This window comes from Pseudomonas marginalis (assembly GCF_001645105.1).
Taxonomy (GTDB): domain Bacteria; phylum Pseudomonadota; class Gammaproteobacteria; order Pseudomonadales; family Pseudomonadaceae; genus Aquipseudomonas; species Aquipseudomonas petroselini.
Genome location: NZ_LKEG01000043.1, coordinates 107,373 through 132,257 on the forward strand (window position 1 = coordinate 107,373; position 24,885 = coordinate 132,257).

Consider the following 24,885-nt stretch of genomic DNA (forward strand, 5'->3'; position numbering starts at 1 on the left):
GCGGGTCAAATCGACTCTAAACCAGGCGATAACGCCAGTTTTAACTTCACCCTTGTAGACCGTCCTGCCCACCCCCATATTGGGGCGACTGACGCGTGAAGGAATCCAACTTGAGCGAACTTCTCAACCGCCGCCTGGCTTTGCTCGGCAAGCGCGAACACCTCTCCCTGCTAGAGCAGTGCTTGCACGGCATCGAGCGCGAATGCCTGCGCGTCACGGGTGAGGGCCGCCTGGCACAAACGCCGCACCCCGAAGCCCTGGGCGCCGCGTTGACCAACGAACTGATCACCACCGACTACTCGGAATCGCTGCTGGAGTTCATCACTCCCGCGCTGCCCAACCCGGCCGATACCCTGAGCAGCCTGGACAAGATCCACCGCTTTGCCTACACCAAGCTCGGCAGCGAATACCTGTGGAGCCCCTCGATGCCGTGCCCGTTGCCGGCCGAGGAAGATATTCCGATTGCCTACTACGGCACCTCCAATATCGGCCAGCTCAAGTACGTGTACCGCAAGGGGCTGGCCCTGCGTTACGGCAAGACCATGCAATGCATCGCCGGCATCCACTACAACTTTTCCCTGCCGGAAGCGTTGTGGCCGTTGCTCAAGGAGACTGAAGGGTTCGTCGGCACCGACCGCGACTACCAGTCCACCGCCTACATCGCGCTGATCCGTAATTTCCGTCGCTACAGCTGGCTGCTGATGTACCTGTTCGGTGCCTCGCCAGCCTTAGACGCTGGTTTCCTGCGCGGTCGTTCGCACCAGTTGGAAGTCTTGGACGCCGACACCCTGTACCTGCCGTACGCCACCAGCCTGCGCATGAGCGACCTGGGTTACCAGAGCAACGCCCAGGCCGGCCTTACGCCGTGCTACAACGACCTGGCCAGCTATACCGACAGCCTGCGCGAAGCGGTGGCAACGCCCTATGCGCCGTACGTCGAGGTCGGCACCCACAAGGATGGTGAGTGGGTGCAGCTCAACACCAACATCCTGCAGATCGAAAACGAGTACTACTCCAACATCCGTCCCAAGCGCGTGACCTACACCGGCGAGCGGCCTATCCAGGCGCTGGTGGCGCGTGGCATCCAGTACATCGAAGTGCGCTGCCTGGACATCAACCCGTTCCTGCCAATGGGCATCGACCTGCCGGAATCACGTTTCCTCGACGCCTTCCTGCTGTACTGCGCGCTGAACGACAGCCCACTGTTCGCCGACAACGAGTGCGGCAACGCCACCTCCAACTTCCTCAGCGTGGTCAAGGAAGGTCGCCGTCCGGGCCTGCAACTGCAGCGCCAGGGCCAGGCGGTGGACATGAAGGAATGGGCCGCCGAGCTGTTGGAACAGATCGCACCGCTGGCCGCCCTGCTGGATGAGAGCCACGGCATTACCGAGCACAGCCAGGCGCTGGACGCTCAGTTGGCCAAGGTCAAGGACCCGTCCCTGACGCCATCGGCCCAGGTGCTGGCGGCGATGGCCGAGCGTAAGGAAAGTTTTGCGCAGTTTTCCCTGCACCAGAGCCAGCTGCACGCCGAGCACTTCCGCAAGGAGCCGCTGCCGGCCGAAGAGCAGGCGCGCTTTGAACAGCTGGCACGCACGTCGCTGGCACAGCAGGCGGAGCTGGAGCAGAACGAAGTGGGCGATTTCGATGTGTTTGTCGGCTCCTACCAAGCCAGCATCCTCGCCATCAGCAACTAAAAAATGTTGGGGTAATTTACTGTAGTGAGCGGGCTTGCCCCGCGCTGGGTGGCGAAGCCGCCCCAATAAGGCAACCGCATTGCTTCAGTTAACACGCGGCGCCAGATTTTAGGGCGGCTTCGCCACCCAGCGCGGGGCAAGCCCGCTCACTACAGGGCAATATGTTTCTCCTCATAAGCTAATTCGAAAATGTTATTTATTTTCGAATTCTTAGATCATTTAGTCTCCTCACACGCCGACCCTCGGCCGCCTGATTGAGGAGCTTCCGCTTGAAACTGCTAACCCCTCTGCGCCTCTTGGCCGCATTGTCCCTGGCCGGTGCCAGCCTGTTTGCCCAGGCGGCGGATGTGACCATCGCTTACCAGACCACCGTGGACCCGGCCAAAGTCGCCCAGGCCGACGGTGCCTATGAAAAAGCCACCCACGCCAAGATCGACTGGCGCAAATTCGACAATGGCGCCGACATCATCGCCGCCATCGCTTCCGGCGACGTACAGATCGGCTACCTCGGTTCCAGCCCGCTGACAGCTGCGATCACCCGCAAAGTGCCGGTGGAAACCTTCCTCGTCGCCACCCAGATCGGCGGCGCCGAAGCCCTGGTGGCGCGCAACGGTTCCGGGATCAACAGCCCGCAGGACCTGATCGGCAAGAAAGTCGCCGTGCCCTTCGTGTCCACCGGGCACTACAGCCTGCTCGCCGCGCTGAAACACTGGAACATCGACCCGTCCAAAGTGACCATCCTCAACCTCGCGCCACCGGCAATCATCGCGGCCTGGAAGCGTGGTGATATCGACGCGACCTACGTGTGGGACCCAGCCCTGGGCGTCGCCAAAGAGAACGGCAAGGTGCTGATCACCTCCGGTGAACTGGCCAAGTTCGGCGCGCCGACCTTCGATGCGTGGATCGTGCGCAAGGACTTCGCCGAGAAGCACCCGGAAATCGTCACCGCGTTCGCCAAAGTTACCTTGGACGCCTACGCCGCCTACCGCAAAGACCCACAAGCCTGGCTCGCCGACAAAGGCAACGTCGACAAACTGGTCAAGCTCTCCGGCGCCAAGGCCAGTGACATCCCCTTGCTGCTGCAAGGCAACGTCTACCCGCTGGCCGCTGACCAGGTGACCCTGCTGGGCGCACCGACCACCAAAGCCGTCACCGATACCGCTGCGTTCCTGAAGGAACAAGGCAAGGTCGACGCGGTGCTGCCGGACTACGCCCCTTACGTCAGTGCCAAATTCATCACTCACTGATTGAGGAGTTCATTGCGATGGCCTTGCTACAACTGGAGCGCATCAGCGCACAGTACCCAGGCGCCACAGAACCGGTACTGTCAGACATTTCACTCGACTTGGGGCCCCAGCAATTGCTGGTGGCCCTCGGCCCGTCCGGCAGTGGCAAGACTTCGCTGTTGAACCTGATTGCCGGCTTTGTCAAACCGTCTGCCGGGCGCATCACCCTCGATGGCGTGCCGGTCAACGGCCCCAGCGCCGAGCGCGGCGTGGTGTTCCAGGACGACGCCCTGCTGCCCTGGCAGGACGTACTGGCCAATGTCGGCTTCGGCCTGGAGCTGGCCGGTGTGCCCAAGGCGCAACGCGAAGTCCGCGCCCGGGAAATGCTCGCGCTGGTTGACCTCGCCGGTTTCGACAGCCGCCGTATCTGGCAGCTTTCCGGCGGCCAGAAGCAACGTGTCGGCCTGGCCCGCGCGTTGGCTGCCGACCCGCGCGTACTGCTGATGGACGAACCCTTCGGCGCCCTCGATGCCTTCACCCGCGAGCAGATGCAGGAGCTGTTGCTGCAAGTCTGGCGGCGCACGGCCAAGCCGGTGTTCCTGATCACCCACGACATCGAAGAGGCGGTATTTCTCGCCACCGACCTGATCCTGCTGGCACCCAACCCCGGCCAGATCGTCGAACGCCTGAGCCTGGACTTCGGCCAGCGCTACGCCGCCGGTGAATCGGCGCGGGCGATCAAGTCCGACCCGCGCTTTATCGAAACCCGCGAACACGTGCTGGGCAAAGTGTTCTCCCAACGGCAGGTGTCCGCATGAGCAGCTACGAACTCCCCGCCACCACCACCCAGCCATTGGCGCACGCGGTTATCCCGGTGCGCCGCAGCTTGAGTACGCGCTGGATCAGCCTGCTGACCCTGTTCACCTTGTTGGCCCTCTGGTGGGCCGTGACCGCTACCGGTTTGATCGAACCCTTATTCCTGCCACCGCCGTCCGCCGTGCTGCAAAAAGGCTGGCTGCTGGCGACCAGCGGCTACATGGATTCCACCTTGTGGCAGCACTTGGGCGCGAGCCTCAGCCGTATCGGCCTGGGCCTGGGTTTTGCCGTGCTGACCGCCGTGCCCGTGGGCATTGCCATCGGTTCCAATCGTGTCGCCCGGGGTGTGCTCGACCCACTGATCGAGTTCTACCGGCCGATCCCGCCCCTGGCCTATCTGCCGTTGATCGTGATCTGGTGCGGCATCGGCGAGCTGTCCAAGGTGCTGCTGATTTACTTGGCGATCTTTGCGCCCATTGCCATCGCCACGGCCACCGGCGTGCGCACGGTCGACCCGGCCAAGCTGCGCGCCGCGCAGTCGCTGGGCGCCAGCCGTGCGCAGTTGATTCGTCATGTGATCCTGCCGAGCGCCCTGCCCGATATCCTCACCGGCGTACGCATCGGGCTGGGTGTGGGTTGGTCGACATTGGTCGCCGCAGAATTGATCGCCGCCACCAGCGGCCTGGGCTTCATGGTGCAGTCAGCGGCGCAGTTCCTGGTCACCGACGTGGTGGTGCTGGGGATCCTCGTCATCGCCTTGATCGCCTTCGCCATGGAAATGGGCTTGCGTGCACTGCAACGCAAACTGGTGCCTTGGCATGGCCAGGCACATTGAGTGAGAACCGCATGAGCAGCCTGACCGTTACCCCCTTAAGTACCGCACTGGGCGCCCAGATCAGTGGCGTCGACATCACCCAGCCGCTGGACCTCGAGCAGCGCCACGCCATTGAACAGGCGTTGCTCACGCACTCGGTGCTGTTCTTCCGAGGCCAAGCCATCAACCCGCAGCAGCAAGCGCGGTTTGCGGCGAATTTCGGCGACCTGCATATCCACCCGATCTACCCCAACGTACCGGAACAGCCCGAAGTGCTGATCCTCGACACCGCCGTCACCGACGTGCGCGACAACGCCGTGTGGCACACCGACGTGACCTTCCTGCCCACCCCGGCGCTCGGTGCGGTGCTCAGCGCCAAGCTGCTGCCGGCGTTTGGTGGCGACACGTTGTGGGCCAGCGGGATCGCGGCGTATGAGGCATTGTCCGAACCGTTCAAGCGGTTGCTCGACGGGCTGACCGCGACGCATGACTTCACCAAATCCTTCCCGCTGGAGCGCTTTGGCAACACCGCCGAAGACCTGGTGCGCTGGGAAGAAACCCGCAAGAAAAACCCACCGCTGTCCCACCCGGTGGTGCGTACGCATCCGGTGAGTGGGCGTAAGTCGCTGTTCGTGAGTGAGGGGTTTACCACCACAATCAATGGGCTTGAGCCGGCGGAAAGCGAGGCGATCCTCAAGCTGCTGTTCGCCCACGCGACACGTCCGGAGTTCACCATTCGCTGGCGTTGGCAGGAAAACGATGTGGCGTTCTGGGATAACCGCGTGACGCAGCATTACGCGGTGGATGACTACCGGCCGCAACGGCGGGTGATGCATCGGGCCACGATTTTGGGGGATGTGCCATTCTAAAGATCCGCCTGGGAAATGAACCCACCGCCAAAGCCAGGAATCTCTCTACTGTAAAAAATATACCCGCTGGTCATTCGCACATTCAAAAGGAAGGAAAAATAGCCTAAAGTCTGCTTTAGGAAAAATGACCTGTGGGAGGTGTCATGAACACACAAGAAGAAATTCTTAGCTATCTGCGTCGAAAGGTTCCGCGCAACCACTTCGAAGAAATCAAAAATATTATTCCGACTGCGTTTCGAAAAGCGTTTGCAGCGGGAAACGATATTGTACATATCCCTAAAGACCGAAAACGCGCCCAAGACCGCTATACCTATATCCAGGATGGGCTTGCGGGGCTTCAGCAAGCTTGGTCTTCGCAGGTGGTTTCTACAAATCCAAAGGGTGAGTTTTACACATTGATGACCACAGCCGATGTGAGGCTTACGGCTGCCGTCAAACCGTGGAAAAAAACACTTCGCCCAGCCAAATATCGTTTAAACAACTCAAAGCTGAACAGCTTCTTGATGTCTCCGCAGCTCGAACTTGGCGAAAAAAATCCAATCAGCATTTCATCCGACCATACACTAAATGCCATCGTCATCCCCCTTTCTCCACCACGGCACATGAGTCAAGATGCACCTCTAGACATCATCCTTGCAGTCCCTTACTTCAATAGCTGTGCTGACTATCACGTCTGGTGTACCTTAAATGAATTCCTAGCCGGATACGAAAGCGAAGTTGACAATAACTTCGACTTGGCATGGCCGGTCATTCGCAAACAGATGCGTCGTGATGAAGGACTTGAAGACTCTTTCAGCGAAGAGTTGTGAGATAAACCATGAGATCAGGAATACTTGGCTTTCAGCCCGAACGACTTAAACAATTAAGATCTGCATCCGGGCTCACACAAGAGCACCTGGCGGAGCTTATTGGCTGTTCGTCGGGGAACATTTCGAAATGGGAAAAGGGTAGTGCATTCCCAACAGCGCACAGTTTTCAAAAACTTTGTACTTTTTTTGAAGTATCTGAAAGCTGGCTACTGGAAGTCCCTGTTAACTCAAGTAGATCAACACCAAGTTTCTTTAGGTCACAGGTATCCACTCCTAAAGTGTCTTGGGATGTGGCCCACGCAAGACTCGATTGGCTTGAAGAAATTTCCTATAAATTACAGGAAAGCTTAGAGTTCCCTGCAGTGCGCATTCCAGCCTACTCTGGTGATATACGGCTTCTCAGCGACGAAGACATTGAACAGCTCGCCGATGAGTGCCGAAAACTGTGGGGAATTGGCTATGGCCCTATTACTGACATGTTACAAACATTGGAAAATGCCGGCGTAGTTACCGCGAAATGTCACCTCGGATACTTGAAAATGGATGGTGTCTCACGCTGGTCAGGTGTCGACGACAGGCCATATGTGCTCATTGCCGAGGATAAAGCGAGTCCTATTAGAAATCGTTTTGACGCGGCACATGAACTGGGCCACCTCGTCTTACATCGCAATGTGAATATAGACCAAGCCAAAAGCGACTACCACTTATTGGAAGCGCAAGCTCACCGCTTCGCAAGTGCATTTCTGATGCCATCTGAATCCTTCCCTCTTGAAATAAAATGGCCTACGCTTGATGGATTTCTGGCCTTGAAAAATAGATGGAAAGTCTCAATCGCCGCAATGATCAAACGCTGCCAAGACTTGGAAATTGTTGACAGCAATTCGGCCACACGCCTATGGAAGGGCCGGTCGGCTAGAGGGTGGGTAAAAAAAGAGCCATTGGATGATACTTTCGAATTTGAACGACCAAAAATCCTATCTCGAAGCTTACGCATGCTGGTAGAGAACTCAATACTTTCAAAAAGCTCTCTGCAAGGGATACTCGGCATACCAAGAGAGAAGCTAGAGGAGCTATGTGGGGTTGAAAAAGGCTATTTCTTTAATGACAGCAATGCTCAAGTTGTTGACATCAGACTTCGCGTCAACGCTCCACGCACATCAAAAGTTCACTCGACAAAATCTACCGTTTTAGACTTTCCGAAAAAATAGTTAGTTATTCTTTTTAGCCAATCCCACATACAGAGTGGGATTGGTCATGATGTTACTCAGCAGTGGAGGGTTTTTCCCACAGGTTGATCCCGCCTTCCTGCGCAAATCGATCAATCTCCGCCAGTTCTTCGGCGCTGAAGCTCAAATTCTTCAACGCCCCGACGTTTTCAATAATCTGCTCAGGCCGGCTCGCACCAATCAACGCACTGGTCACCCGAGGATCACGCAACGTCCAGGCCAATGCCAGTTGCGCCAGACTCTGGCCACGCCGCTGGGCAATTTCATTCAGCGCCCGCACGTGGGCGATGTTGGCTTCGGACAGGTGCTTGGCCTGTAACGAACCACCACCCGGACGATGCACTCGCGCATCGGCCGGCACGCCGTTGAGGTATTTGTCGGTCAGCAGCCCTTGGGCCAGCGGCGTGAAGGCAATCACGCCGGCACCGAGTTCTTCGGTGGTGTCCAGCAGGTCTTTTTCCACCCAGCGGTTGAGCAGGTTGTAAGCCGGTTGGTGGATCAGCAGCGGCACTTTCCACTCATTGAGCAGGGCGGCGATTTCGCGGGTTTTTACCCCCGAATAGGACGAGATACCGATGTACAACGCCTTGCCTTGCTGCACGGCGGTGGCGAGGGCGCTGGCGGTTTCTTCCAGCGGGGTGTCGGCGTCAAAACGGTGGGAGTAAAAAATATCCACGTAGTCGACGCCCAGGCGCTGCAGGCTCTGGTCCAGGCTCGCTAGCACGTATTTGCGCGAACCGCCGCCCTGGCCGTAAGGACCGGGCCACATGTCCCAACCGGCCTTGCTGGAGATGATCAGTTCATCGCGGTAGTGCTTGAAGTCTTCGCGCAGCAAACGGCCGAAGTTGATCTCGGCGCTGCCATAGGGCGGGCCGTAGTTGTTGGCCAGGTCGAAGTGGTTGATCCCCAGGTCGAACGCGGTGCGCAGCAGGGCGCGCTGGGTGTCGATCGGGGTGCTGTCGCCAAAGTTGTGCCACAGGCCCAGGGACAGTGCCGGCAGCACCAATCCACTGCGGCCTACGCGGCGATACGGGATAGATTCATAGCGGTTTTCGGCAGCAATGTAAGTCATCGAATCCTCTCTTGGACGTAGGCAAATAAGGCCTGGGAATAACGATATTCCCAGGCCTTTTAACCAGCTGAATCGCTTAAGTCTGTCTGTCCGTTTTACAGCAATTTCCTACCAGAGTGGAACGACATAGCTGACATAGAGGCGGTTTTCATCCTGCACGGTGGCGCCGGTGATATCCGGGCTGGCATGGGCGTTTTTCCAGGTCACACCGAGGCCTTTGAGGGTGCCGGTGGGTACTTGATAGGCCACGGCAACGTCACGCTCCCATTCACTCGTAGTGCCCTGCGCCGTGCGGATGTCATCGCCGTGGGCGTAGCCGGCGGAGAACGTCAGGCCGGTGAGGCCGAGTTTGCCGAAGTCATATTTGTACTGCGCCAGCCAGGTGCGCTCACCGGCATGCTGGAATTTATTCAACTGCAGGTTGGTCAGCGCCGGGGTGTCGGCACCTGAACCGGGGCCCTGGCGGTTGTCGCCGCTGTTCAGGCCGGAATCCAGGTACGGGAAGTCGCTGTCGCCGCTGTTCTTCTGGATCCCCAGGCCGACGGTGTGACCGTCCAGGCTGTAGCTCTCGAGCAAGCTGGCGGTGGTCTGGTTGATGCGGCCTTTGCCGGTGCCGTCACCGTAGAGGCCGGCCGCCGCAAAGTCTTTGTCGCCATCGGCGTTGCCGCCCACACCCAGGCTGCGGAACACGCGCACGTCGGTGTCGATGGCGCCCACGGACAAGGCGTCATGGCGCTTGGCGCCGAGGAAGAACTGCTGGTAGTAATCCTCAAGGTTGGAGTACCACAGGCTGACCGTGGTGTTATGTAGGCCGGTGTAGTCCGCGCCGCCGAACAGGAAGCGATCACTCTCTTTGGTCCCCCCGGCAGTGATCATGCCCTGGTCGCCGGTTTCGTTACGGATCTTGGTCTTGAAGATATCGCCGCCGGTGAAGGTGAAGTCGCTGAGGTCCTTGGACACCAGCTGCACACCCGTGTTGGTCTGCTGGTACAGGCGCCCGTCGGTGTTGGCCAGTACTGGGTTGTTGCCGTAGAGCGTACCGACGCGCAGTTCATCCTTGGCAAAACGCATCTTGAACGTCGGGCTCAGCACACCGAACTGGTCGGCGGACTTGCCGTTGTCCAGCGGGAACATGCTGCCGGGGTAACGGCCCTGGTGATCCTTGTCGTTGAGGTCGCCACCCGAGTCCAGTTTCAACCCGTAGAACGCCTGCAGATCCAGGCCAAACCCCACCGGTCCCTCGGTGTAGCCGGACTTGAAGTTGAACTCGAAGCCCTGGCCCCAATCGCGAATGCTGTGGGCCTTGGCGTTGCTGTTCACCACATCACGCCCCTGTTGGTTGAGATAGCGATTGAGCAGGGTCACATCCGCGTGGCTGTCCTCGATAAAATCGGCATGGGCGGACAGCATAAAGCTTGCCATGGCGGCACCCACCATGGGGCTTAATAACGTCTTCATCGGTACCGGTCTCCGTCACTGTTTTGAAATGAAAGCGTCAAACGCTTCACACAATTACGCAGTGGCCAGATGACAGTTGCGCGTCAAACCGAGGGTTTGACGGATGAAATTAAATTTAAGAAAACCCTCTAGGACAGGGCTTTGCGGGGTTTTAAGGAGCGGGCAAGCCCGCTCCCACAGGCGACTAACGTACCAAGTGCAGGAACTGCAGATGCCGTTCGTACTGGTCGAGGATGTCGTTGATGATCTGCTCCTTGGTGTAGCCCACCAAGTCGTAGTCCTGGCTGCCCTCGCTCAAGTGCACTTCCGCCCGGTAGTAGCGACGGTTGTTGAGCTCTTTGGAGCCCATGCCACCACGGGCGAAGGACGGTGTGAAGTAACCGCGCATCTGCACCTGGTAGACGAAGGGATGCTCCTCGCCATGGCCGATTTCCAGGCTCACGCTGTCGTTGGCCGGGTCGGGCTGAGTCACCACATTCAGGCCCTTCTCGACAAACACCGCCGTCACTTCTTCGATGGCCGGACGCACCGTTGCTTCAAGGAAGCGGTACACCTCGTCACGCGACGGGAAGTGCACAGCCTGGCTCAGGCGCTGGCGCCAGCCGCCACGCCCCTTGCGCGCCGCCGAGATCGGCGCCAGCGAATGCAGCTGGGCGATCTGCTTCTGCGATTCCAGATGGAAGGCTTTGTGCAGTCCCCACATCATCAGCAGCAGGATCATCGAGAACGGCAACGAGGTCAGCACCACCGCTGACTTGAGCGAATCGATACTGCCGGCGAACAACAAGGCACTGGTGACCAACGCGGTCATCGCCCCCCAGAACACCCGCAGCCACTTCGGCCCGTCTTCATCGGCGTTGCCGCCCTTGGACGACAGCGTCGACAGCACGACGGTGCCCGAGTCCGCCGAGGTGACGAAGAACACGAAGCTGATAAACACCGTGACCGCGATGACGGTCTTGCTCCACGGGTAGGTTTCCAGCAGCAGGTAGAGGCTCATCGACGGGTCATCGATGGCCGACTGGCCGAGTGCGGCCATGCCGTGGTTGAGCACTTGGTCGATGGCGCTGTTGCCGAAAATCGACATCCACGCCAGGGTAAAGCCCAGCGGGATCAGCAGTACGCCGAAGACGAATTCACGGATGGTACGACCACGGGAAATACGCGCGATAAACAGGCCCACGAACGGCGACCATGCGATCCACCAGGCCCAGTAGAACACGGTCCAACCGCCAAGCCAGTCGCTCGGCTTATCGTAGGCGTACACGTCGAAGCTCTTGGTCGGCAAGGCGCCCAAGTAGTCACCGATGTTCTGGATCAAGGTGTTGAGCAAGTGCTGGGTGGGCCCGGCGAACAACACGAACAGCAGCAGCGCACAGGCCAGCAGCATGTTGATGTCGGACATCACCCGCACGCCTTTATCGACGCCGGCCACGGCGACCAGGATCGCGGCGCCCATCATCAGGGTGATCAAGCCGACCTGGATCCACTGGGTGTGGGCGATGCCAAACAGGTAATCGAGCCCGGAGTTGAGGTGCAGCACACCAAAGCCCATATCGGCGCCGAGGCCGAACACCGTGGCGATGATGCCGAAGCCATCCACCGCATAACCGATAGGGCCGTTGATGCGCTTGCCGATCAGTGGGTACAGCGCCGATCGCAATGCCAGCGGCAGGTTATGCCGGTAAGCGAAGTACGCCAAAGCCATGCCGACAAAGGCGAACACGCCCCAACCATGCAAGCCCCAATGCAGAAACAGCACCTGCATGGCCTGACGCGCAGCGTCGGCGTTGAGCGGCGCGCCCTGTGGCGGTTGCACCAGGTGCGTCAGCGGCTCGGACACGCAGAAAAAGAACAGCGTGATGCTGATTCCGGCAGCGAACAGCATGCCGGCCCAGGACAGGTAACTGAATTCGGGCTCGTCGTGGTCGGCACCGAGTTTTATCTTGCCGTAGCCCGATAGCGCGGTGACCACCACGAAGACCAGATACAGGGTCATCGCCAACATGTAGTACCAGCCGACCGTATTGGCCGCCCAGTTTTGCGCCGCCAGCAACCAGGCACCGGCCTGTTGCGGGATAGCGATGACCGTGATGCCGAACAGCAGGATGAAGGTCGCGGCAAAGTAGAAGACGGGCGCATTCATGCGCACCATGCCGCTGGCTGGGGTGGACGATGCACTCATGAACGATGCACCCCTGGTGTGTGAGATGTGGCTGTAAATAACGGACTCAGCAAAGGTAAGCCTCCTGTTGTGAGCGGGCAGCGAACCACCGGGTTTAACTTGAACGAGCATTCAAGTTAAACATGGATAGGCGGTCTGGGACTAATCGCAAGGCTGAGTGGTAGGTGATTCCTACACTAGCTCAAGGACTGGTATGACGGGCGAGAAGGGGAAATCGTTCAGCGGTCTGGAGGTGAAATGCACACAAAATGTGGGAGGGGGCTTGCCCACGATGGCGGTGGTTCAGCCAATTCATTATTGACTGACACTTCGCTATCGGGAGCAAGCCCCCTCCCACAGGGTATTTGTGCAGGTGCTTTACTTCTGCGCGCCGTCCTCATGCTGCAAATTCGCCTGGGTAATATTCGCTCCCGCTGGCACGCTGCGGGTCAGCCACACATTACCGCCAATGGTCGAGCCCTTGCCGATGGTGATGCGCCCCAGGATCGTCGCGCCGGCATAGATCACCACGTCATCCTCGACGATCGGATGGCGCGGATGCCCCTTCTGCAACTGCCCATCTTCATCCGCCGGGAAGCGTTTGGCGCCCAGGGTCACGGCCTGGTAGATACGCACACGCTCGCCGATGATCGCAGTCTCGCCGATCACCACACCGGTCCCGTGGTCGATAAAGAAGCTCGGGCCGATCTGTGCGCCGGGATGGATATCGATCCCCGTGGCTGAATGGGCGATCTCGGCACTGATGCGCGCCAATAACGGCAAACCGGCGCGGTACAGGTGGTGCGCCAAGCGGTGGTGAATCACTGCCAGAATCCCCGGATAGCACAGCAATACTTCATCCACACTGCGCGCGGCCGGGTCGCCGTGATAGGCAGCCAGTACGTCGGTGTCCAATAGGCTGCGCAGGGACGGCAAGGCCAGGGCGAAATCCTGGATCAGGCGGATCGCGAGCGCGTCGACTTCGCCGTCATCCTTGGCGCCCTGTCGTGCGGCGTAGCGCAGTTCCAGACGGGCCTGGCCGAGCAAGGCATTCAACGCCACATCGAGGGTATGGCCGACGTAAAAGTCTTCACTTTCTTCACGCAGGTCCACCGGCCCCAGGCGCATCGGGAACAACGCACCGCACAAGGCTTCAAGGATCTGCGCCACGGCTTCGCGCGATGGCAGCTCACGGCCGCCATGTTCACCACTCAAGCGACCGTTGCGCGTTCGCCACTGGTCCCGGGCGCCGCGCAGTTGGCTGACGATGGTCTGTAATTGCCAATGACTGGAACGCTCACTCACGGTATTCACTCCTGACGAAATGGCCCTCACTTTACGGTATGCACCCTGGCCGCCCTTAAGAACCAATGGTGCGATGCTAAGAACCATCCGACATAAGCGATTGTCGGTTGCTCGATGAAAAGTGCCTGCCTATAGTCGCCCCACCACTCAGCAACCGTGCGTAACCATGATCAAACAACAGCTCGACCGTTTTAATCGCCTGGACCTGCTGGGCGGCGTCACTGCCCTAGAAAAACTCGAGCGGCTGTCGACTTGGCTGGGCCGGGATATCTACGTCAAACGCGACGACACCACGCCGCTGGCCATGGGCGGTAACAAGCTGCGCAAACTCGAATACCTCGCCGCCGATGCCATCGCCCAGGGCGCCGACACTCTGGTGACCGCAGGCGCCATCCAGTCCAACCATGTGCGCCAGACGGCTGCGCTGGCCGCCAAGCTTGGCCTGGGCTGTGTCGCCCTGCTGGAAAACCCCACCGGCACCGAAGACCCTAGCTACCTGGGCAACGGCAACCGCCTGCTGCTGGACCTGTTCGACGCCAAGGTGGAATTGGTGGAGAACCTCGACAACGTCGACGACCAGCTCAACGCCCTCGCCGACCGTCTGCGCAGCAACGGCAAGAAGCCGTACCTGGTGCCCATCGGCGGCTCCAATGCCCTCGGCGCACTTGGTTATGTGCGCGCCGGCCTGGAGCTAGCCGGACAGATCCAAGACAGCGGCATCGACTTTGCCGCCGTGGTGCTGGCGTCCGGCAGTGCCGGGACTCACAGTGGCCTGGCCCTGGCCTTGAGCGAAGTGCTGCCGAACCTGCCGGTGATGGGCGTCACCGTGTCGCGTACCGACGAAGCCCAGCGCCCGAAAGTGCAGGGCCTGGCCGAACGCACCGCCGAGTTGCTGGGTGTGGCGATCCCCGACGCCTTCAAGGTGATCCTGTGGGACGAATATTTCGGCCCGCGTTATGGCGAACCGAACGCCGGCACCCTTTCGGCGGTCAAGCTATTGGCAAGCCAGGAAGGCCTGCTGCTGGACCCGGTCTACACTGGCAAGGCCATGGCCGGCTTGCTGGACGGTATCGGGCGTCAGCGGTTCGAGGACGGCCCGATTATTTTCCTGCACACCGGTGGGGCCCCGGCATTGTTTGCCTATGACTCGGTTTTCAACTGAATAAACGCAGGCTAAATGTGGGAGGGGGCTTGCCCCGATAGGGCAGTGTCAGTTTATGCATGTATCACTGACCCACCGCTATCGGGGGCAAGCCCCCTCCCACATTAGACTCAACATATATTCGATAATGGAATATGAATTTAGATTTATATTATTTTCAAGTCTTAAAAACCGGCTTTATCATCGCGCCGTAGGCGAAGACGCGCTACGCGCTTTAAGGCAGGATACGACTACTGCGTCACCTGCTTCGCTCAACATAAAAAACACAGGGGCTCTTCATGACTATTTCTGTATTCCGTCGCACGTTGTTGGTTGGCACTTTGGGCCTAGCTCTCGGGGCGGGCCTGCTGGGGCAGGCGGTTGCCGGTGAACAACTGGGCAACATCAAGAAAGCCGGCGAGATCAAGATCGGCCTGGAAGGCACCTATCCACCGTTCAGCTTTGTCGATGAAAGCGGCAAGCTCAGCGGGTTCGAGGTTGAGCTTTCCGAAGCCTTGGCCAAAGAGCTGGGCGTCAAGGTCAAGCTGCAAGCCACCCCGTGGGACGGCATCCTCGCAGCCCTTGAGTCCAAGCGCCTGGACGCCGTGGTCAACCAAGTGACCATCTCCGAAGAGCGCAAGAAGAAATACGACTTCTCCAAGCCTTACACTGTCTCGGGTATCCAGGCGCTGGTCCTGAAGAAAAACGTCGACACCATCAAGACCGCCGACGACCTGGCCGGCAAGAAGGTTGGCGTGGGCCTGGGCACCAACTACGAACAATGGCTCAAGGACAACCAACCCAAAGCCATCATCAAAACCTATAACGACGACCCGACCAAGTTCCAGGACCTGCGCATCGGCCGCATCGACGCCATCCTGATCGACCGCCTCGCGGCGTTGGAATACGCCAAGAAAGCCCCGGACACCGCTGCCGCCGGCGATGCCTTCTCCCGTCAGGAAGCCGGTATTGCCCTGCGCAAAGGCGAGCCTGAGCTGTTGGCCGCCGTGAACCAGGCTCTGGACAAGCTGCGCGCCGACGGCACCTTGAAGAAGCTGTCCGAGAAATACTTCAACGCTGACGTCACTCAATAATGGAAGCAGGTTTCCAACTCGCGCTGGACTCCGCGCCCTTTCTGCTCAAGGGCGCGTATTACACGGTGATTCTTAGCCTGGGCGGGATGTTTTTCGGTTTGGTGCTGGGCTTCGGCCTGGCCTTGATGCGTTTGTCGCGCTTCAAGTTGGTCAGTTGGATCGCCCGTGTCTACGTGTCGTTCTTTCGCGGCACGCCCTTGCTGGTACAGCTGTTTTTGATCTACTACGGCTTGCCGCAAGTGGGCATAGAGCTGGATCCGATCCCGGCCGCCATGATCGGCTTTTCGCTGAACATGGCCGCCTACGCCTGTGAAATCCTGCGCGCCGCCATCGCCTCCATCGAGCGTGGCCAGTGGGAAGCTGCCGCCAGTATCGGCATGACCCGTGCGCAGACCCTGCGCCGGGCCATCCTGCCGCAGGCGATGCGCACGGCCCTGCCGCCGCTGGGCAACAGTTTTATTTCGCTGGTCAAGGACACGGCGCTGGCCGCCACCATTCAGGTGCCCGAGCTGTTCCGCCAGGCGCAACTGGTGTCTGCGCGAACCTTCGAAATTTTCACCATGTACCTGTCCGCAGCCCTGATCTACTGGATCCTGGCGAGCATCCTGGCGCATTTGCAAAATCGTCTGGAAGACCGGGTCAACCGGCATGACCTGGAGTCCTGAAGCATGATCGTGGTTGAAAAACTGACCAAACAATTCAACGGTCAGGTGGTACTCAACGGCATCGACCTTGAGGTCAAGGAAGGCGAAGTCATCGCCATCATCGGCCCCAGCGGTTCCGGCAAGACCACCTTCCTGCGCTGCCTGAACTTCCTCGAGCAACCCACCAGCGGCCGCATCAAGGTGGGTGACATCGAGATCGACACCAGCAAGCCGATCAACCAGCAACAGAGCCTGGTGCGGCGCTTGCGCCAGCACGTGGGGTTTGTGTTCCAGAGCTTCAACCTGTTCCCCCACCGCACCGCGCTGGAAAACGTCATCGAAGGCCCCACCGTGGTCAAGAAGATGCCGCACGACGCCGCTGTCGCGCTGGGCCGCCAGTTGTTGGCCAGGGTCGGCCTGGCGGGCAAGGAAGACGCCTACCCACGGCGCCTGTCCGGTGGCCAGCAGCAGCGCGTGGCGATTGCCCGTGCGCTGGCCATGGAGCCGGAGGTGATCCTGTTCGACGAGCCCACCTCGGCCCTCGACCCGGAACTGGTGGGTGAAGTGCTGGCGACCATCCGCAGCCTCGCCGAAGAAAACCGCACCATGGTCATCGTCACCCACGAAATGAGCTTCGCCCGAGATGTGGCCAACCGGGTGATCTTCTTCGACAAGGGTGTGATCGTGGAGCAAGGGGAAGCCAAGGCGCTGTTTGCCAACCCCAAGGAAGAGCGCACCAAACAGTTCCTGAGTAAATTCCTCGCCCACTGATACACCCTTGAATGTGGCGAGGGCGCTTGCTCCCGCTGGAGTGCCAAAAAGCTGGGCGCCGCTGCGCAACCCAGCGGGAGCAAGCGTCCTCGCCACAACAAACGGCTCCTACAGGAATTCCGCGTACCCCCCGGTAAAAGCCCTCTTCGCAGCCGCCATAAAAGCCCCCTCCCAGTCAGACCCTTCTGAATATCTCCAAACACGCCGTTTAGCCTTTTGCCGCCATTGACGCCCCTTGGCCAACCCTCTTATCTAGCGCCCAGAGGATTGGATCCTATCCCGGCTACTCACTGAATCGTTCTTTTCGGCCCCCCCGCGCACCCGCGCCAAAAGGTCCGGAACGATTGCTGCTGGCTGCATCAAGGAGATTACTTATGACGCACACCCTGCTCACCGCCCCGACGCTGCCCCAGGCCATCGCTCATGGCATCAATGCCCTGGCCGCCACCCACCTGCAAGTCGACATTGCGCCGTATCCCGGCATGGATGAAGGCGACCTGATCGAGCTGTTCTGGAACAACTGTTTTGCCGCTTCACGCCGGGTAACGGCCTGCAGGATCGGCGCGATCACCCACCTTCGGGTGCCGGAAAGTTTCGTGCTGGATGGCCCGGCCCGGGTGCATTACCAGGTCATGCAAGTCGGCCGTTGCCCTGCACGTTCGGCGGTGGCGCAAGTGCGCGTAAAGACCCTCTACCCAGGCGGCCAGCCCTCGCCCCTGTACCGCGACGAAAACCACAACCTCGCCCCCGTAGGCCTGCCCGACACCATCCGCCGCTATGGCGTCAACGCCAGGCAGGTGCGACGCGGCATTCCCCTGACCATCGAGCCCTACCTGAACATGACCCGCGGCGATGCCATCACGCTGCGCTGGGGCGATGCGCGCTTGGATCTGCCCCAGGTCCAGGCCAAGGACGTCGGCCTGGCGTTGCAGGTATGGGTGCCGTCAACGGTGATTATCGAAGCCGGCGACGACTGCCGACTGGAAGTGACCTACTGCATTCTGGATCGCGTCGGCAACAATTCACGCTGGGCGCCCGCCCGTACTGTGCGCATTGCCGCCGAGGCCCCCACCCGCACGGCCGGGGCTGAGCTGATCTACCAGCCGCGACCAATGGGGTCACCTTGCGAACCGGGGTGAGAGACCTTCTATGCATATTCCCAAAAGTTAGTTTATTTAAATATTTAACACGCTTAGGGTATATAAACCGGACCACCGGACATTCCTGATTTTTCTGTTTTTATTTCATTGAATGCGAGGTCGGTATGGTCAGAATTACCCCGGTGCATAACGCCAGGGCATTACGTGCAGCCAAGGAGCGGCGCTGATGTCTAACTTGGCTCTAACACCCCCCCAGCGTGATCTGGACGTAGCCCCCCTGCTGTTGCCGGCCGCCGTGCTGCGTAACGACGCAGAGGCGCTGACGGCCGCTCATGAGCTGGCCCAGGCAGCACGCCTGCAAGCCGCCAAGCGCGACCAGCTGCGCAAGCTGCCATGGGCGCAGATCGAGCAGTTCACCCGCAGTGGGCTGGGCAGTATTTCCATTCCCCGTGAATACGGCGGCCCGCAGGTGTCGTTCGTGACCCTGGCCGACGTGTTCGCGATCATCAGCGCGGCAGACCCGGCCCTCGGGCAGATCCCGCAGAACCATTTCGGCATCCTGCACCTGTTGCAGGGCGCCGCTACCGAACGCCAGAAAAAGCAGCTGTTCCAGAGTGTTCTCGACGGCTGGCGCATCGGCAACGGAGGCCCGGAGCGCGGCACCAAAAACACCCTGGAACTCAAGGCGCGCATCACCACCGTAGGTGACGGTTACGTGATCAGCGGCCAGAAGTTCTACTCCACCGGCGCATTGTTTGCCCATTGGGTCGCGGTAAAAGCCCTGAACGATGACGGTAAGCAGGTCATGGCGTTCGTGCGCCGTGGCACCGAAGGGCTGCGCATCGTTGACGATTGGTACGGCTTCGGCCAACGCACCACCGCCAGCGGCACGGTGCTGTTGGACCACGTGCCGGTGGACGCCGAGTTAGTCGTTGAAAACTGGCGTATCGGCGAAACCCCGAATATCCAAGGTGCCGTCTCGCAACTGATCCAGGCCGCCATCGACGCCGGCATCGCGCGCGGTGCACTGGATGACACCGTGGCGTTCGTGCGTGAGCGCTCGCGCCCGTGGATCGACGCCAAGGTCGAACGCGCCAGCGATGACCTGTATGTGATCGCCGACATCGGCAAGCTGAAGATCGAACTGCACGCCGCCGAAGCCCTGCTGCGCAAGGCCGGCCAGGTGCTGGACCAGGTCAGCGCCGCGCCGATCACCGCGCAATCCGCGGCACGTGCATCCATCGCGGTGGCCGAGGCCAAGGTGCTGACCACCGAAGTGTCGCTGCTGGTCAGTGAAAAGCTCTTCGAACTGGCCGGCAGCCGCGCCACCCTTGCCGAATTCAACCTCGACCGCCACTGGCGCAACGCCCGCGTGCACACCCTGCACGACCCGGTGCGCTGGAAGTATCACGCCATCGGCGCCTATCGATTGAACGGTACCTTGCCGGCTCGCCATTCCTGGATCTGACCGACCAGACATCTGGAGAACATCATGACTTTCTCTCACCCCGTCGCGGTCATTACCAGCGACGAACAAGCCCTTATTGTCGCCAGCGACCTGGCCGAAGACTTCCGCCGCGACAGCGCCCAGCGTGACCGCGAGCGCCGCCTGCCCTTGCCCGAGCTGGACGTGTTCTCGCGCTCCGGCCTGTGGGGCATCAGCGTGCCCAAGGAGTACGGCGGCGCGGGCGTGTCCAACGTCACCCTGGCTAAGGTCATCGCCTTGATCGCCCAGGCGGATGCCTCCCTGGGCCAGATCCCGCAAAATCATTTCTATGCCTTGGAAGTGCTGCGTGTGAACGGCAGCCCCGCACAACAACAGCGCTTGTACGCCGAAGTGTTGGCCGGTCAACGCTTCGGTAACGCCCTGGCGGAACTGGGCACCAAGACCGCCCATGACCGCGTCACTTCAATCACCCGCGACGGCGACGGTTTGCGCATCAGCGGCCGCAAGTTCTACGCCACCGGTGCGATCTACGCTCAACGCATTCCCACCTCGGTGGTGGATGAACAGGGCGTGCAGCAACTCGCCTTTGTGCCGCGCGACAGCGACGGCTTGACCGTAATCGACGACTGGAGCGGCTTCGGCCAGCGCACCACCGGCAGCGGTTCGGTGGTGTTCGACAACGTGTGGGTCGCCGCCCAGGACGTGATTCCGTTCCAGAGCGCCTTCGAGCGCCCGACCACGGTTGGCCCTCTGGCGCAGATCCTCCACGCCGCCATCGACACCGGCATCGCCCGTGCGGCCTTTGAAGACGCGCTGCACTTCGTACGTACCAAGACCCGCCCATGGATCGACTCCGGCAGCGACAAAGCCACCGAAGACCCATTGACCCTGAAAAGCTTCGGCCACCTGAGTATCCGCCTGCACGCCGCCGAAGCGCTGCTGGAGCGCTCGGGCGAATTCCTCGACCGTGCCCAGGCCGACAGCAATGCCGAGACGGTTGCGGCCGCCTCGATTGCCGTCGCTGAAGTGCGCGCCTTGAGCACCGAAATCTCCCTGGCCGCCGGCAGCACCTTGTTCGAACTCGCCGGCAGCCAGGCGACCCTGGCCGAGCACGGCCTCGACCGCCACTGGCGCAACGCCCGCGTGCACACCCTGCACGACCCGGTGCGCTGGAAGTACCACGCGGTGGGCAATTACTACCTCAACGATGAAAACCCGCCGCTGCGGGGGACCCTCTGATGAGCAAAAAGAAGATCCTGCTCAATGCCTTCAACATGAACTGCATCGGGCACATAAACCACGGCCTGTGGACCCATCCACGGGACACGTCCACCCAGTACAAGACGATTGAATACTGGACCGACCTGGCGCAAACCCTGGAGCGCGGGCTGTTCGATGGCCTGTTCATCGCCGATATCGTCGGCGTCTACGACGTTTACCAGAACTCCATCGATGTGCCGCTCAAGGAGTCCATCCAGCTGCCGGTGAATGACCCGTTGCTGCTGGTCTCGGCGATGGCGGCGGTCACGAAGAACCTCGGCTTCGGCCTTACCGCCAACCTCACCTACGAGCCGCCGTATCTGTTCGCCCGGCGCATGTCCACGCTCGACCACCTGAGCCGTGGCCGCGTGGGCTGGAACATCGTCACCGGCTACCTGGACAGCGCCGCCAAGGCCATGGGCCTTACCGAGCAGGTCGAGCATGACCGCCGTTACGACCAGGCCGATGAATACCTGGAAGTGCTCTACAAACTCTGGGAAGGCAGCTGGGAAGACGGCGCGGTGCTCAATGATCCGCAGGCGCGGGTGTATGCGCAGCCGGGCAAGGTGCACAAGGTCGAGCACCACGGCGAGTTTTATCAAGTGGAGGGTTATCACCTGTGCGAGCCGTCGCCACAACGCACGCCGGTGCTGTTCCAGGCCGGCAGCTCGGATCGCGGCTTGCTGTTCGCCGGGCGGCATGCCGAATGTGTATTCATCAGCGGGCAGAACAAGGCGGCGACCAAGGTCCAAGTCAATAAGGTGCGCGCCAGTGCGGTCGAGGCCGGACGTAATCCCGATGACATCAAAGTGTTCATGGGCCTCAACGTGATCGTGGGCGCCACCGAGGAGCTGGCCTGGGCCAAGCACGCTGAATATTTGAGCTACGCCAGCCCGGAAGCCGGCGTGGCACATTTCTCAGCGTCCACCGCCATCGATTTTGCCCAATACGCACTGGACGAACCGATCCAGTACGTGAAGAGCAACGCGATCCAGTCGGCCACCAAGAACCTGCAGAACAACGACTGGACCCGCCGCAAGTTGCTGGAGCAACACGCCCTGGGCGGCCGCTACATCACCCTGGTCGGCTCACCCGAGCAGGTTGCCGACGAGTTGGAATCCTGGATCAGCGAAACCGGCCTGGATGGCTTCAACCTCACGCGCATCGTCACGCCGGAAAGCTACGTGGACTTTATCGACCTGGTGGTGCCGGAGTTGCAACGCCGTGGGTCGTACAAGACCGCTTATGAGACCGGCACCCTTCGGGAAAAAGTCTTCCACGGCACGGCTCGCCTGCCCGAACAACACACCGGATCCACCTACCGCCACTGATCAAAAATGTGGGAGGGAGCTTGCCCCCTCCCACATTGGATCTCCATTGCTTTCACCAACACCTTATGACTGGAAATCGACCATGAAAAAAACACTGCTCTCCCACCCAGTCAAAGCACTGGCCTTGGCTTTCGGACTGTTCAGCTCGGCAGTGTTCGCCGCCGATGCACCGTTGAAAATCGGCACCACCGCTGCCTTCGCCATTCCATTGGAAGCCGCCGTGGCCGAAGCCGGTAAACAAGGCCTGAAGGTCGAGCTGGTGGAGTTCACCGACTGGATCGCGCCCAACGTCAGCCTGGCCGCCGGCGATATCGACGTGAACTACTTCCAGCACATCCCGTTCCTGGAAAACGCCAAGGCCGCCGCCGGTTTTGACCTGGTGCCGTACGCGCCGGGCATCATCAACAACGTCGGCCTGTATTCGAAGAAGTACAAGCGCATCAGCGACCTGCCCGAGGGCGCCAGCGTGGCGATTGCCAACGACCCGATCAACAGCGGGCGTGGCCTGCAATTGCTCGCCAAGGCGGGCTTGATCACGCTCAAACCGGGCGTAGGCTACAAGGCCACCGAAGAAGACATCGTCACCAACCCGAAGAAGATCAAGATCCTGCAAGTCGAGGCCGTGCAATTGGTGCGCGCCTATGACGATGCCGACCTGGTGCAGGGTTACCCGGCGTATATCCGCCTGTCCAAGACCTTCGATGCTGAATCGGCGCTGTTGTTCGACGGCCTCGACCATCCGGAATACGTGATCCAGTTCGTGATCCAGCCCAAGAGCAAGACCGACACGCGGGTGATCAAGTTCGTCGACATCTACCAGCATTCGCCCGTGGTGCGTGCTGCGTTGGACAAGTCCCTCGGTAAGCTCTATCAGGTCGGCTGGGAAGATAAAAAATGACCGCCGCCCACTCTCAACTGCGCGACCTGGGCTTGCCGCCCAGGGACGCCGAGCAGACCGAACTGCATCCGGACCTGAACCGCGCCCACGTGCGTTTTATCAACTTGGGCAAGACCTACGACGGCACCGTGCATGCTTTGCAAGGCATCGACCTGGCGATCCAGCGCGGTGAAGTGTTCGGCATCATTGGCCGCAGCGGTGCCGGCAAGTCGTCGCTGATTCGCACCATCAACCGCCTCGAACAGCCTAGCAGCGGACGGGTGCTGATCGACCAGGTGGACATCGGCGACTTCGACGAAGACCGCCTGGTGGCGCTGCGTCGGCGCATCGGCATGATTTTCCAGCACTTCAACCTGATGTCGGCCAAGACGGTGTGGCAGAACGTCGAGCTACCGCTGAGAGTGGCAGGTGTACCGAAGCCGCAGCGTGAGAAAAAGGTGCGCGAGCTGCTGGAGCTGATGGGTCTGCAGGACAAGCACACGTCCTACCCGGCGCAGCTGTCCGGCGGGCAGAAACAGCGCGTGGGCATCGCCCGCTCGCTGGTGCACGACCCGCAGATCCTGCTGTGCGACGAGGCCACGTCGGCGCTCGACCCGGAGACCACCCAGTCGATCCTCGGCCTGCTGCGCGAGATCAACCAGCGCCTGGGCCTGACCATCGTGTTGATCACCCATGAGATGGCGGTGATCCGCGACATCTGCGACCGCGTGGTGGTGCTCGAACACGGGCGCATCGTCGAGCAAGGCCCGGTGTGGGAAGTGTTCGGCAACCCGCAACATGAGGTCAGCAAGACCCTGCTGGCACCGCTGCAACATGGGCTACCGGACGAGTTGCAAAGCCGTTTACAGGCCAAACCAGCGACCGCCGATGCCTCGGTGGTGCTACGCCTGCGATTCACCGGCAGTGATACCTACGAGCCGGACCTGGCCGCGCTGTTCAGCGCCCTTGGCGGGCGCGTGCGCTTGCTGCAAGGCGGCGTGGAACGCATCCAGGGACATGCCCTGGGGCAACTGCTGCTGGCGGTGAAGGGCTCGCCCCACAGCGCGGAAGAACTGCGTAACCGCGCCGGCAATTGGGCACAACAGGTGGAGGTGCTGGGCTATGTGGTTTGATCGTTTAGTGCAGGGCGCCATCGACACGTTGTTAATGGTTGGCGTGTCGTCATTGATTGCGCTGCTGGTGGGGATTCCACTGGCGGTATTCCTGGTGACCAGCGACAAGGGCGGCATCTACCAGGCACCGGCGTTGAACCGCGTGCTGGGGGCGTTCGTCAATCTGTTCCGCTCGATTCCGTTCCTCATCCTGATGGTGGCGTTGATCCCGTTCACGCGGCTGATCGTCGGCACTACCTACGGCGTATGGGCGGCCGTGGTGCCGCTGACCATCGCCGCCACGCCGTTTTTTGCGCGCATTGCCGAAGTGAGCCTGCGCGAAGTCGATCATGGCCTGATCGAGGCCGCGCAAGCCATGGGCTGCCGCCGTTGGCACATCATCTGGCACGTGCTGCTGCCGGAGGCGCTGCCGGGGATTGTCGGCGGGTTCACCATCACCCTGGTGACCATGATCAACTCGTCAGCCATGGCCGGCGCGATTGGCGCGGGCGGCCTGGGCGATATCGCCTACCGCTACGGCTACCAGCGTTTTGATACGCAGATCATGCTCACCGTGATTGTGCTGCTGGTGATTCTGGTGGCGGTGATTCAGTTGGGTGGGGATCGGTTGGCGCGGGTGTTGAACAAGCGCTGA

General features: G+C 60.5%; 22 protein-coding genes. 18 read left to right on the top strand and 4 right to left on the bottom strand.

Features of this window, described 5'->3' with window-relative positions; genetic code table 11:
- Positions 1–110: 110 nt before the first annotated feature.
- The 7 genes from gshA to AO064_RS17700 all read left to right on the top strand — a co-directional run bounded on the left by gshA (position 111) and on the right by AO064_RS17700 (position 7,436).
- Positions 111–1,694, top strand: a complete 1,584-nt coding sequence (gene gshA / locus AO064_RS17670; protein WP_046034592.1) for a glutamate--cysteine ligase — start codon at positions 111–113, stop codon at positions 1,692–1,694.
- Between the two features lie 269 nt (positions 1,695–1,963).
- On the top strand, positions 1,964–2,941 hold the full coding sequence (tauA, locus tag AO064_RS17675) for a taurine ABC transporter substrate-binding protein (protein WP_046034591.1): 978 nt from the start codon (positions 1,964–1,966) through the stop codon (positions 2,939–2,941).
- A 17-nt stretch (positions 2,942–2,958) separates the two neighbouring features.
- A complete protein-coding gene (tauB, locus tag AO064_RS17680) occupies positions 2,959–3,738 on the top strand; it encodes a taurine ABC transporter ATP-binding subunit (protein ID WP_064054146.1) in 780 nt (259 codons plus the stop codon).
- On the top strand, positions 3,735–4,571 hold the full coding sequence (tauC, locus tag AO064_RS17685; RefSeq protein ID WP_064054147.1) for a taurine ABC transporter permease TauC: 837 nt from the start codon (positions 3,735–3,737) through the stop codon (positions 4,569–4,571). The genes tauB and tauC overlap by 4 nt, the downstream gene beginning before the upstream one ends.
- A gap of 11 nt (positions 4,572–4,582) precedes the next feature.
- Positions 4,583–5,419, top strand: coding sequence for a taurine dioxygenase (gene tauD, locus AO064_RS17690; RefSeq protein ID WP_064054148.1), 837 nt, complete (start codon positions 4,583–4,585; stop codon positions 5,417–5,419).
- 143 nt (positions 5,420–5,562) lie between these two features.
- Complete coding sequence (locus tag AO064_RS17695; RefSeq protein WP_064054149.1) at positions 5,563–6,228, top strand: hypothetical protein; 666 nt, start codon at positions 5,563–5,565, stop codon at positions 6,226–6,228.
- 8 nt (positions 6,229–6,236) lie between these two features.
- Entirely contained in the window at positions 6,237–7,436 is a 1,200-nt protein-coding gene (locus AO064_RS17700; RefSeq protein ID WP_064054150.1) for a helix-turn-helix domain-containing protein, read from the top strand.
- Between the two features lie 52 nt (positions 7,437–7,488).
- On the opposite strand, the gene mgrA is transcribed toward AO064_RS17700, so the two are convergent.
- The 4 genes from mgrA to epsC form a co-directional block, all read right to left on the bottom strand.
- Positions 7,489–8,526 (bottom strand): L-glyceraldehyde 3-phosphate reductase, encoded by a 1,038-nt coding sequence (gene mgrA / locus AO064_RS17705; protein ID WP_064054151.1) that lies wholly within the window; start codon positions 8,524–8,526, stop codon positions 7,489–7,491.
- Positions 8,527–8,634: 108 nt separating this feature from the next.
- Entirely contained in the window at positions 8,635–9,963 is a 1,329-nt protein-coding gene (locus AO064_RS17710) for an OprD family outer membrane porin (RefSeq protein ID WP_082893952.1), read from the bottom strand.
- A gap of 205 nt (positions 9,964–10,168) precedes the next feature.
- Entirely contained in the window at positions 10,169–12,130 is a 1,962-nt protein-coding gene (gene betT, locus AO064_RS17715; RefSeq protein WP_163825780.1) for a choline transporter BetT, read from the bottom strand.
- A gap of 396 nt (positions 12,131–12,526) precedes the next feature.
- Positions 12,527–13,453, bottom strand: a complete 927-nt coding sequence (gene epsC, locus AO064_RS17720; RefSeq protein ID WP_064054153.1) for a serine O-acetyltransferase EpsC — start codon at positions 13,451–13,453, stop codon at positions 12,527–12,529.
- A gap of 166 nt (positions 13,454–13,619) precedes the next feature.
- Here epsC and AO064_RS17725 point away from each other — a divergent pair, with 166 nt between their 5' ends.
- From AO064_RS17725 to AO064_RS17775, 11 genes are all read left to right on the top strand, one after another.
- Positions 13,620–14,615 (top strand): D-cysteine desulfhydrase, encoded by a 996-nt coding sequence (locus tag AO064_RS17725; RefSeq protein ID WP_064054154.1) that lies wholly within the window; start codon positions 13,620–13,622, stop codon positions 14,613–14,615.
- 278 nt (positions 14,616–14,893) lie between these two features.
- On the top strand, positions 14,894–15,688 hold the full coding sequence (tcyJ, locus tag AO064_RS17730; RefSeq protein ID WP_012721671.1) for a cystine ABC transporter substrate-binding protein: 795 nt from the start codon (positions 14,894–14,896) through the stop codon (positions 15,686–15,688).
- Positions 15,688–16,353, top strand: coding sequence for a cystine ABC transporter permease (gene tcyL, locus AO064_RS17735; RefSeq protein ID WP_012721670.1), 666 nt, complete (start codon positions 15,688–15,690; stop codon positions 16,351–16,353). Before tcyJ ends, tcyL begins: the two co-directional genes overlap by 1 nt.
- A 3-nt stretch (positions 16,354–16,356) precedes the next feature.
- Complete coding sequence (tcyN, locus tag AO064_RS17740; RefSeq protein ID WP_012721669.1) at positions 16,357–17,103, top strand: L-cystine ABC transporter ATP-binding protein TcyN; 747 nt, start codon at positions 16,357–16,359, stop codon at positions 17,101–17,103.
- A 374-nt stretch (positions 17,104–17,477) separates the two neighbouring features.
- Positions 17,478–18,242 carry a hypothetical protein gene (locus tag AO064_RS17745; RefSeq protein ID WP_046034585.1) on the top strand — a complete coding sequence of 255 codons (765 nt, stop codon included), beginning with the start codon at positions 17,478–17,480 and terminating at the stop codon, positions 18,240–18,242.
- A 187-nt stretch (positions 18,243–18,429) separates the two neighbouring features.
- Positions 18,430–19,671 (top strand): SfnB family sulfur acquisition oxidoreductase, encoded by a 1,242-nt coding sequence (locus tag AO064_RS17750; protein WP_064054155.1) that lies wholly within the window; start codon positions 18,430–18,432, stop codon positions 19,669–19,671.
- A gap of 24 nt (positions 19,672–19,695) precedes the next feature.
- Positions 19,696–20,889: an SfnB family sulfur acquisition oxidoreductase gene (locus tag AO064_RS17755; protein WP_064054156.1), complete on the top strand. Its 1,194-nt coding sequence runs from the start codon at positions 19,696–19,698 to the stop codon at positions 20,887–20,889.
- The gene (locus AO064_RS17760; protein WP_064054157.1) at positions 20,889–22,241 is read left to right on the top strand and encodes an LLM class flavin-dependent oxidoreductase; all 1,353 of its coding nucleotides are present in this window, start codon (positions 20,889–20,891) and stop codon (positions 22,239–22,241) included. The genes AO064_RS17755 and AO064_RS17760 overlap by 1 nt, the downstream gene beginning before the upstream one ends.
- An 82-nt stretch (positions 22,242–22,323) precedes the next feature.
- Entirely contained in the window at positions 22,324–23,139 is an 816-nt protein-coding gene (locus AO064_RS17765; RefSeq protein WP_064054158.1) for a MetQ/NlpA family ABC transporter substrate-binding protein, read from the top strand.
- The gene (locus tag AO064_RS17770) at positions 23,136–24,251 is read left to right on the top strand and encodes a methionine ABC transporter ATP-binding protein (RefSeq protein ID WP_064054159.1); all 1,116 of its coding nucleotides are present in this window, start codon (positions 23,136–23,138) and stop codon (positions 24,249–24,251) included. Before AO064_RS17765 ends, AO064_RS17770 begins: the two co-directional genes overlap by 4 nt.
- A complete protein-coding gene (locus AO064_RS17775; RefSeq protein ID WP_016974994.1) occupies positions 24,241–24,885 on the top strand; it encodes a methionine ABC transporter permease in 645 nt (214 codons plus the stop codon). The genes AO064_RS17770 and AO064_RS17775 overlap by 11 nt, the downstream gene beginning before the upstream one ends.

What these genes read in the sequence shown, in the direction of transcription:
- AO064_RS17770 (WP_064054159.1), top strand. Translation starts at nt 23,136, where the DNA reads ATGACCGCCGCCCACTCTCAACTGCGCGACCTGGGCTTGCCGCCCAGG.
- AO064_RS17765 (WP_064054158.1), top strand. Translation starts at nt 22,324, where the DNA reads ATGAAAAAAACACTGCTCTCCCACCCAGTCAAAGCACTGGCCTTGGCT.
- tauB (WP_064054146.1), top strand. Translation starts at nt 2,959, where the DNA reads ATGGCCTTGCTACAACTGGAGCGCATCAGCGCACAGTACCCAGGCGCC.
- tcyJ (WP_012721671.1), top strand. Translation starts at nt 14,894, where the DNA reads ATGACTATTTCTGTATTCCGTCGCACGTTGTTGGTTGGCACTTTGGGC.
- tauC (WP_064054147.1), top strand. Translation starts at nt 3,735, where the DNA reads ATGAGCAGCTACGAACTCCCCGCCACCACCACCCAGCCATTGGCGCAC.
- betT (WP_163825780.1), bottom strand. Translation starts at nt 12,130, where the DNA reads ATGAATGCGCCCGTCTTCTACTTTGCCGCGACCTTCATCCTGCTGTTC.
- AO064_RS17750 (WP_064054155.1), top strand. Translation starts at nt 18,430, where the DNA reads ATGTCTAACTTGGCTCTAACACCCCCCCAGCGTGATCTGGACGTAGCC.
- AO064_RS17745 (WP_046034585.1), top strand. Translation starts at nt 17,478, where the DNA reads ATGACGCACACCCTGCTCACCGCCCCGACGCTGCCCCAGGCCATCGCT.
- AO064_RS17700 (WP_064054150.1), top strand. Translation starts at nt 6,237, where the DNA reads ATGAGATCAGGAATACTTGGCTTTCAGCCCGAACGACTTAAACAATTA.
- AO064_RS17695 (WP_064054149.1), top strand. Translation starts at nt 5,563, where the DNA reads ATGAACACACAAGAAGAAATTCTTAGCTATCTGCGTCGAAAGGTTCCG.
- AO064_RS17710 (WP_082893952.1), bottom strand. Translation starts at nt 9,963, where the DNA reads ATGGTGGGTGCCGCCATGGCAAGCTTTATGCTGTCCGCCCATGCCGAT.
- AO064_RS17725 (WP_064054154.1), top strand. Translation starts at nt 13,620, where the DNA reads ATGATCAAACAACAGCTCGACCGTTTTAATCGCCTGGACCTGCTGGGC.
- AO064_RS17775 (WP_016974994.1), top strand. Translation starts at nt 24,241, where the DNA reads ATGTGGTTTGATCGTTTAGTGCAGGGCGCCATCGACACGTTGTTAATG.
- AO064_RS17760 (WP_064054157.1), top strand. Translation starts at nt 20,889, where the DNA reads ATGAGCAAAAAGAAGATCCTGCTCAATGCCTTCAACATGAACTGCATC.
- tauD (WP_064054148.1), top strand. Translation starts at nt 4,583, where the DNA reads ATGAGCAGCCTGACCGTTACCCCCTTAAGTACCGCACTGGGCGCCCAG.
- mgrA (WP_064054151.1), bottom strand. Translation starts at nt 8,526, where the DNA reads ATGACTTACATTGCTGCCGAAAACCGCTATGAATCTATCCCGTATCGC.
- tcyN (WP_012721669.1), top strand. Translation starts at nt 16,357, where the DNA reads ATGATCGTGGTTGAAAAACTGACCAAACAATTCAACGGTCAGGTGGTA.
- AO064_RS17755 (WP_064054156.1), top strand. Translation starts at nt 19,696, where the DNA reads ATGACTTTCTCTCACCCCGTCGCGGTCATTACCAGCGACGAACAAGCC.
- tcyL (WP_012721670.1), top strand. Translation starts at nt 15,688, where the DNA reads ATGGAAGCAGGTTTCCAACTCGCGCTGGACTCCGCGCCCTTTCTGCTC.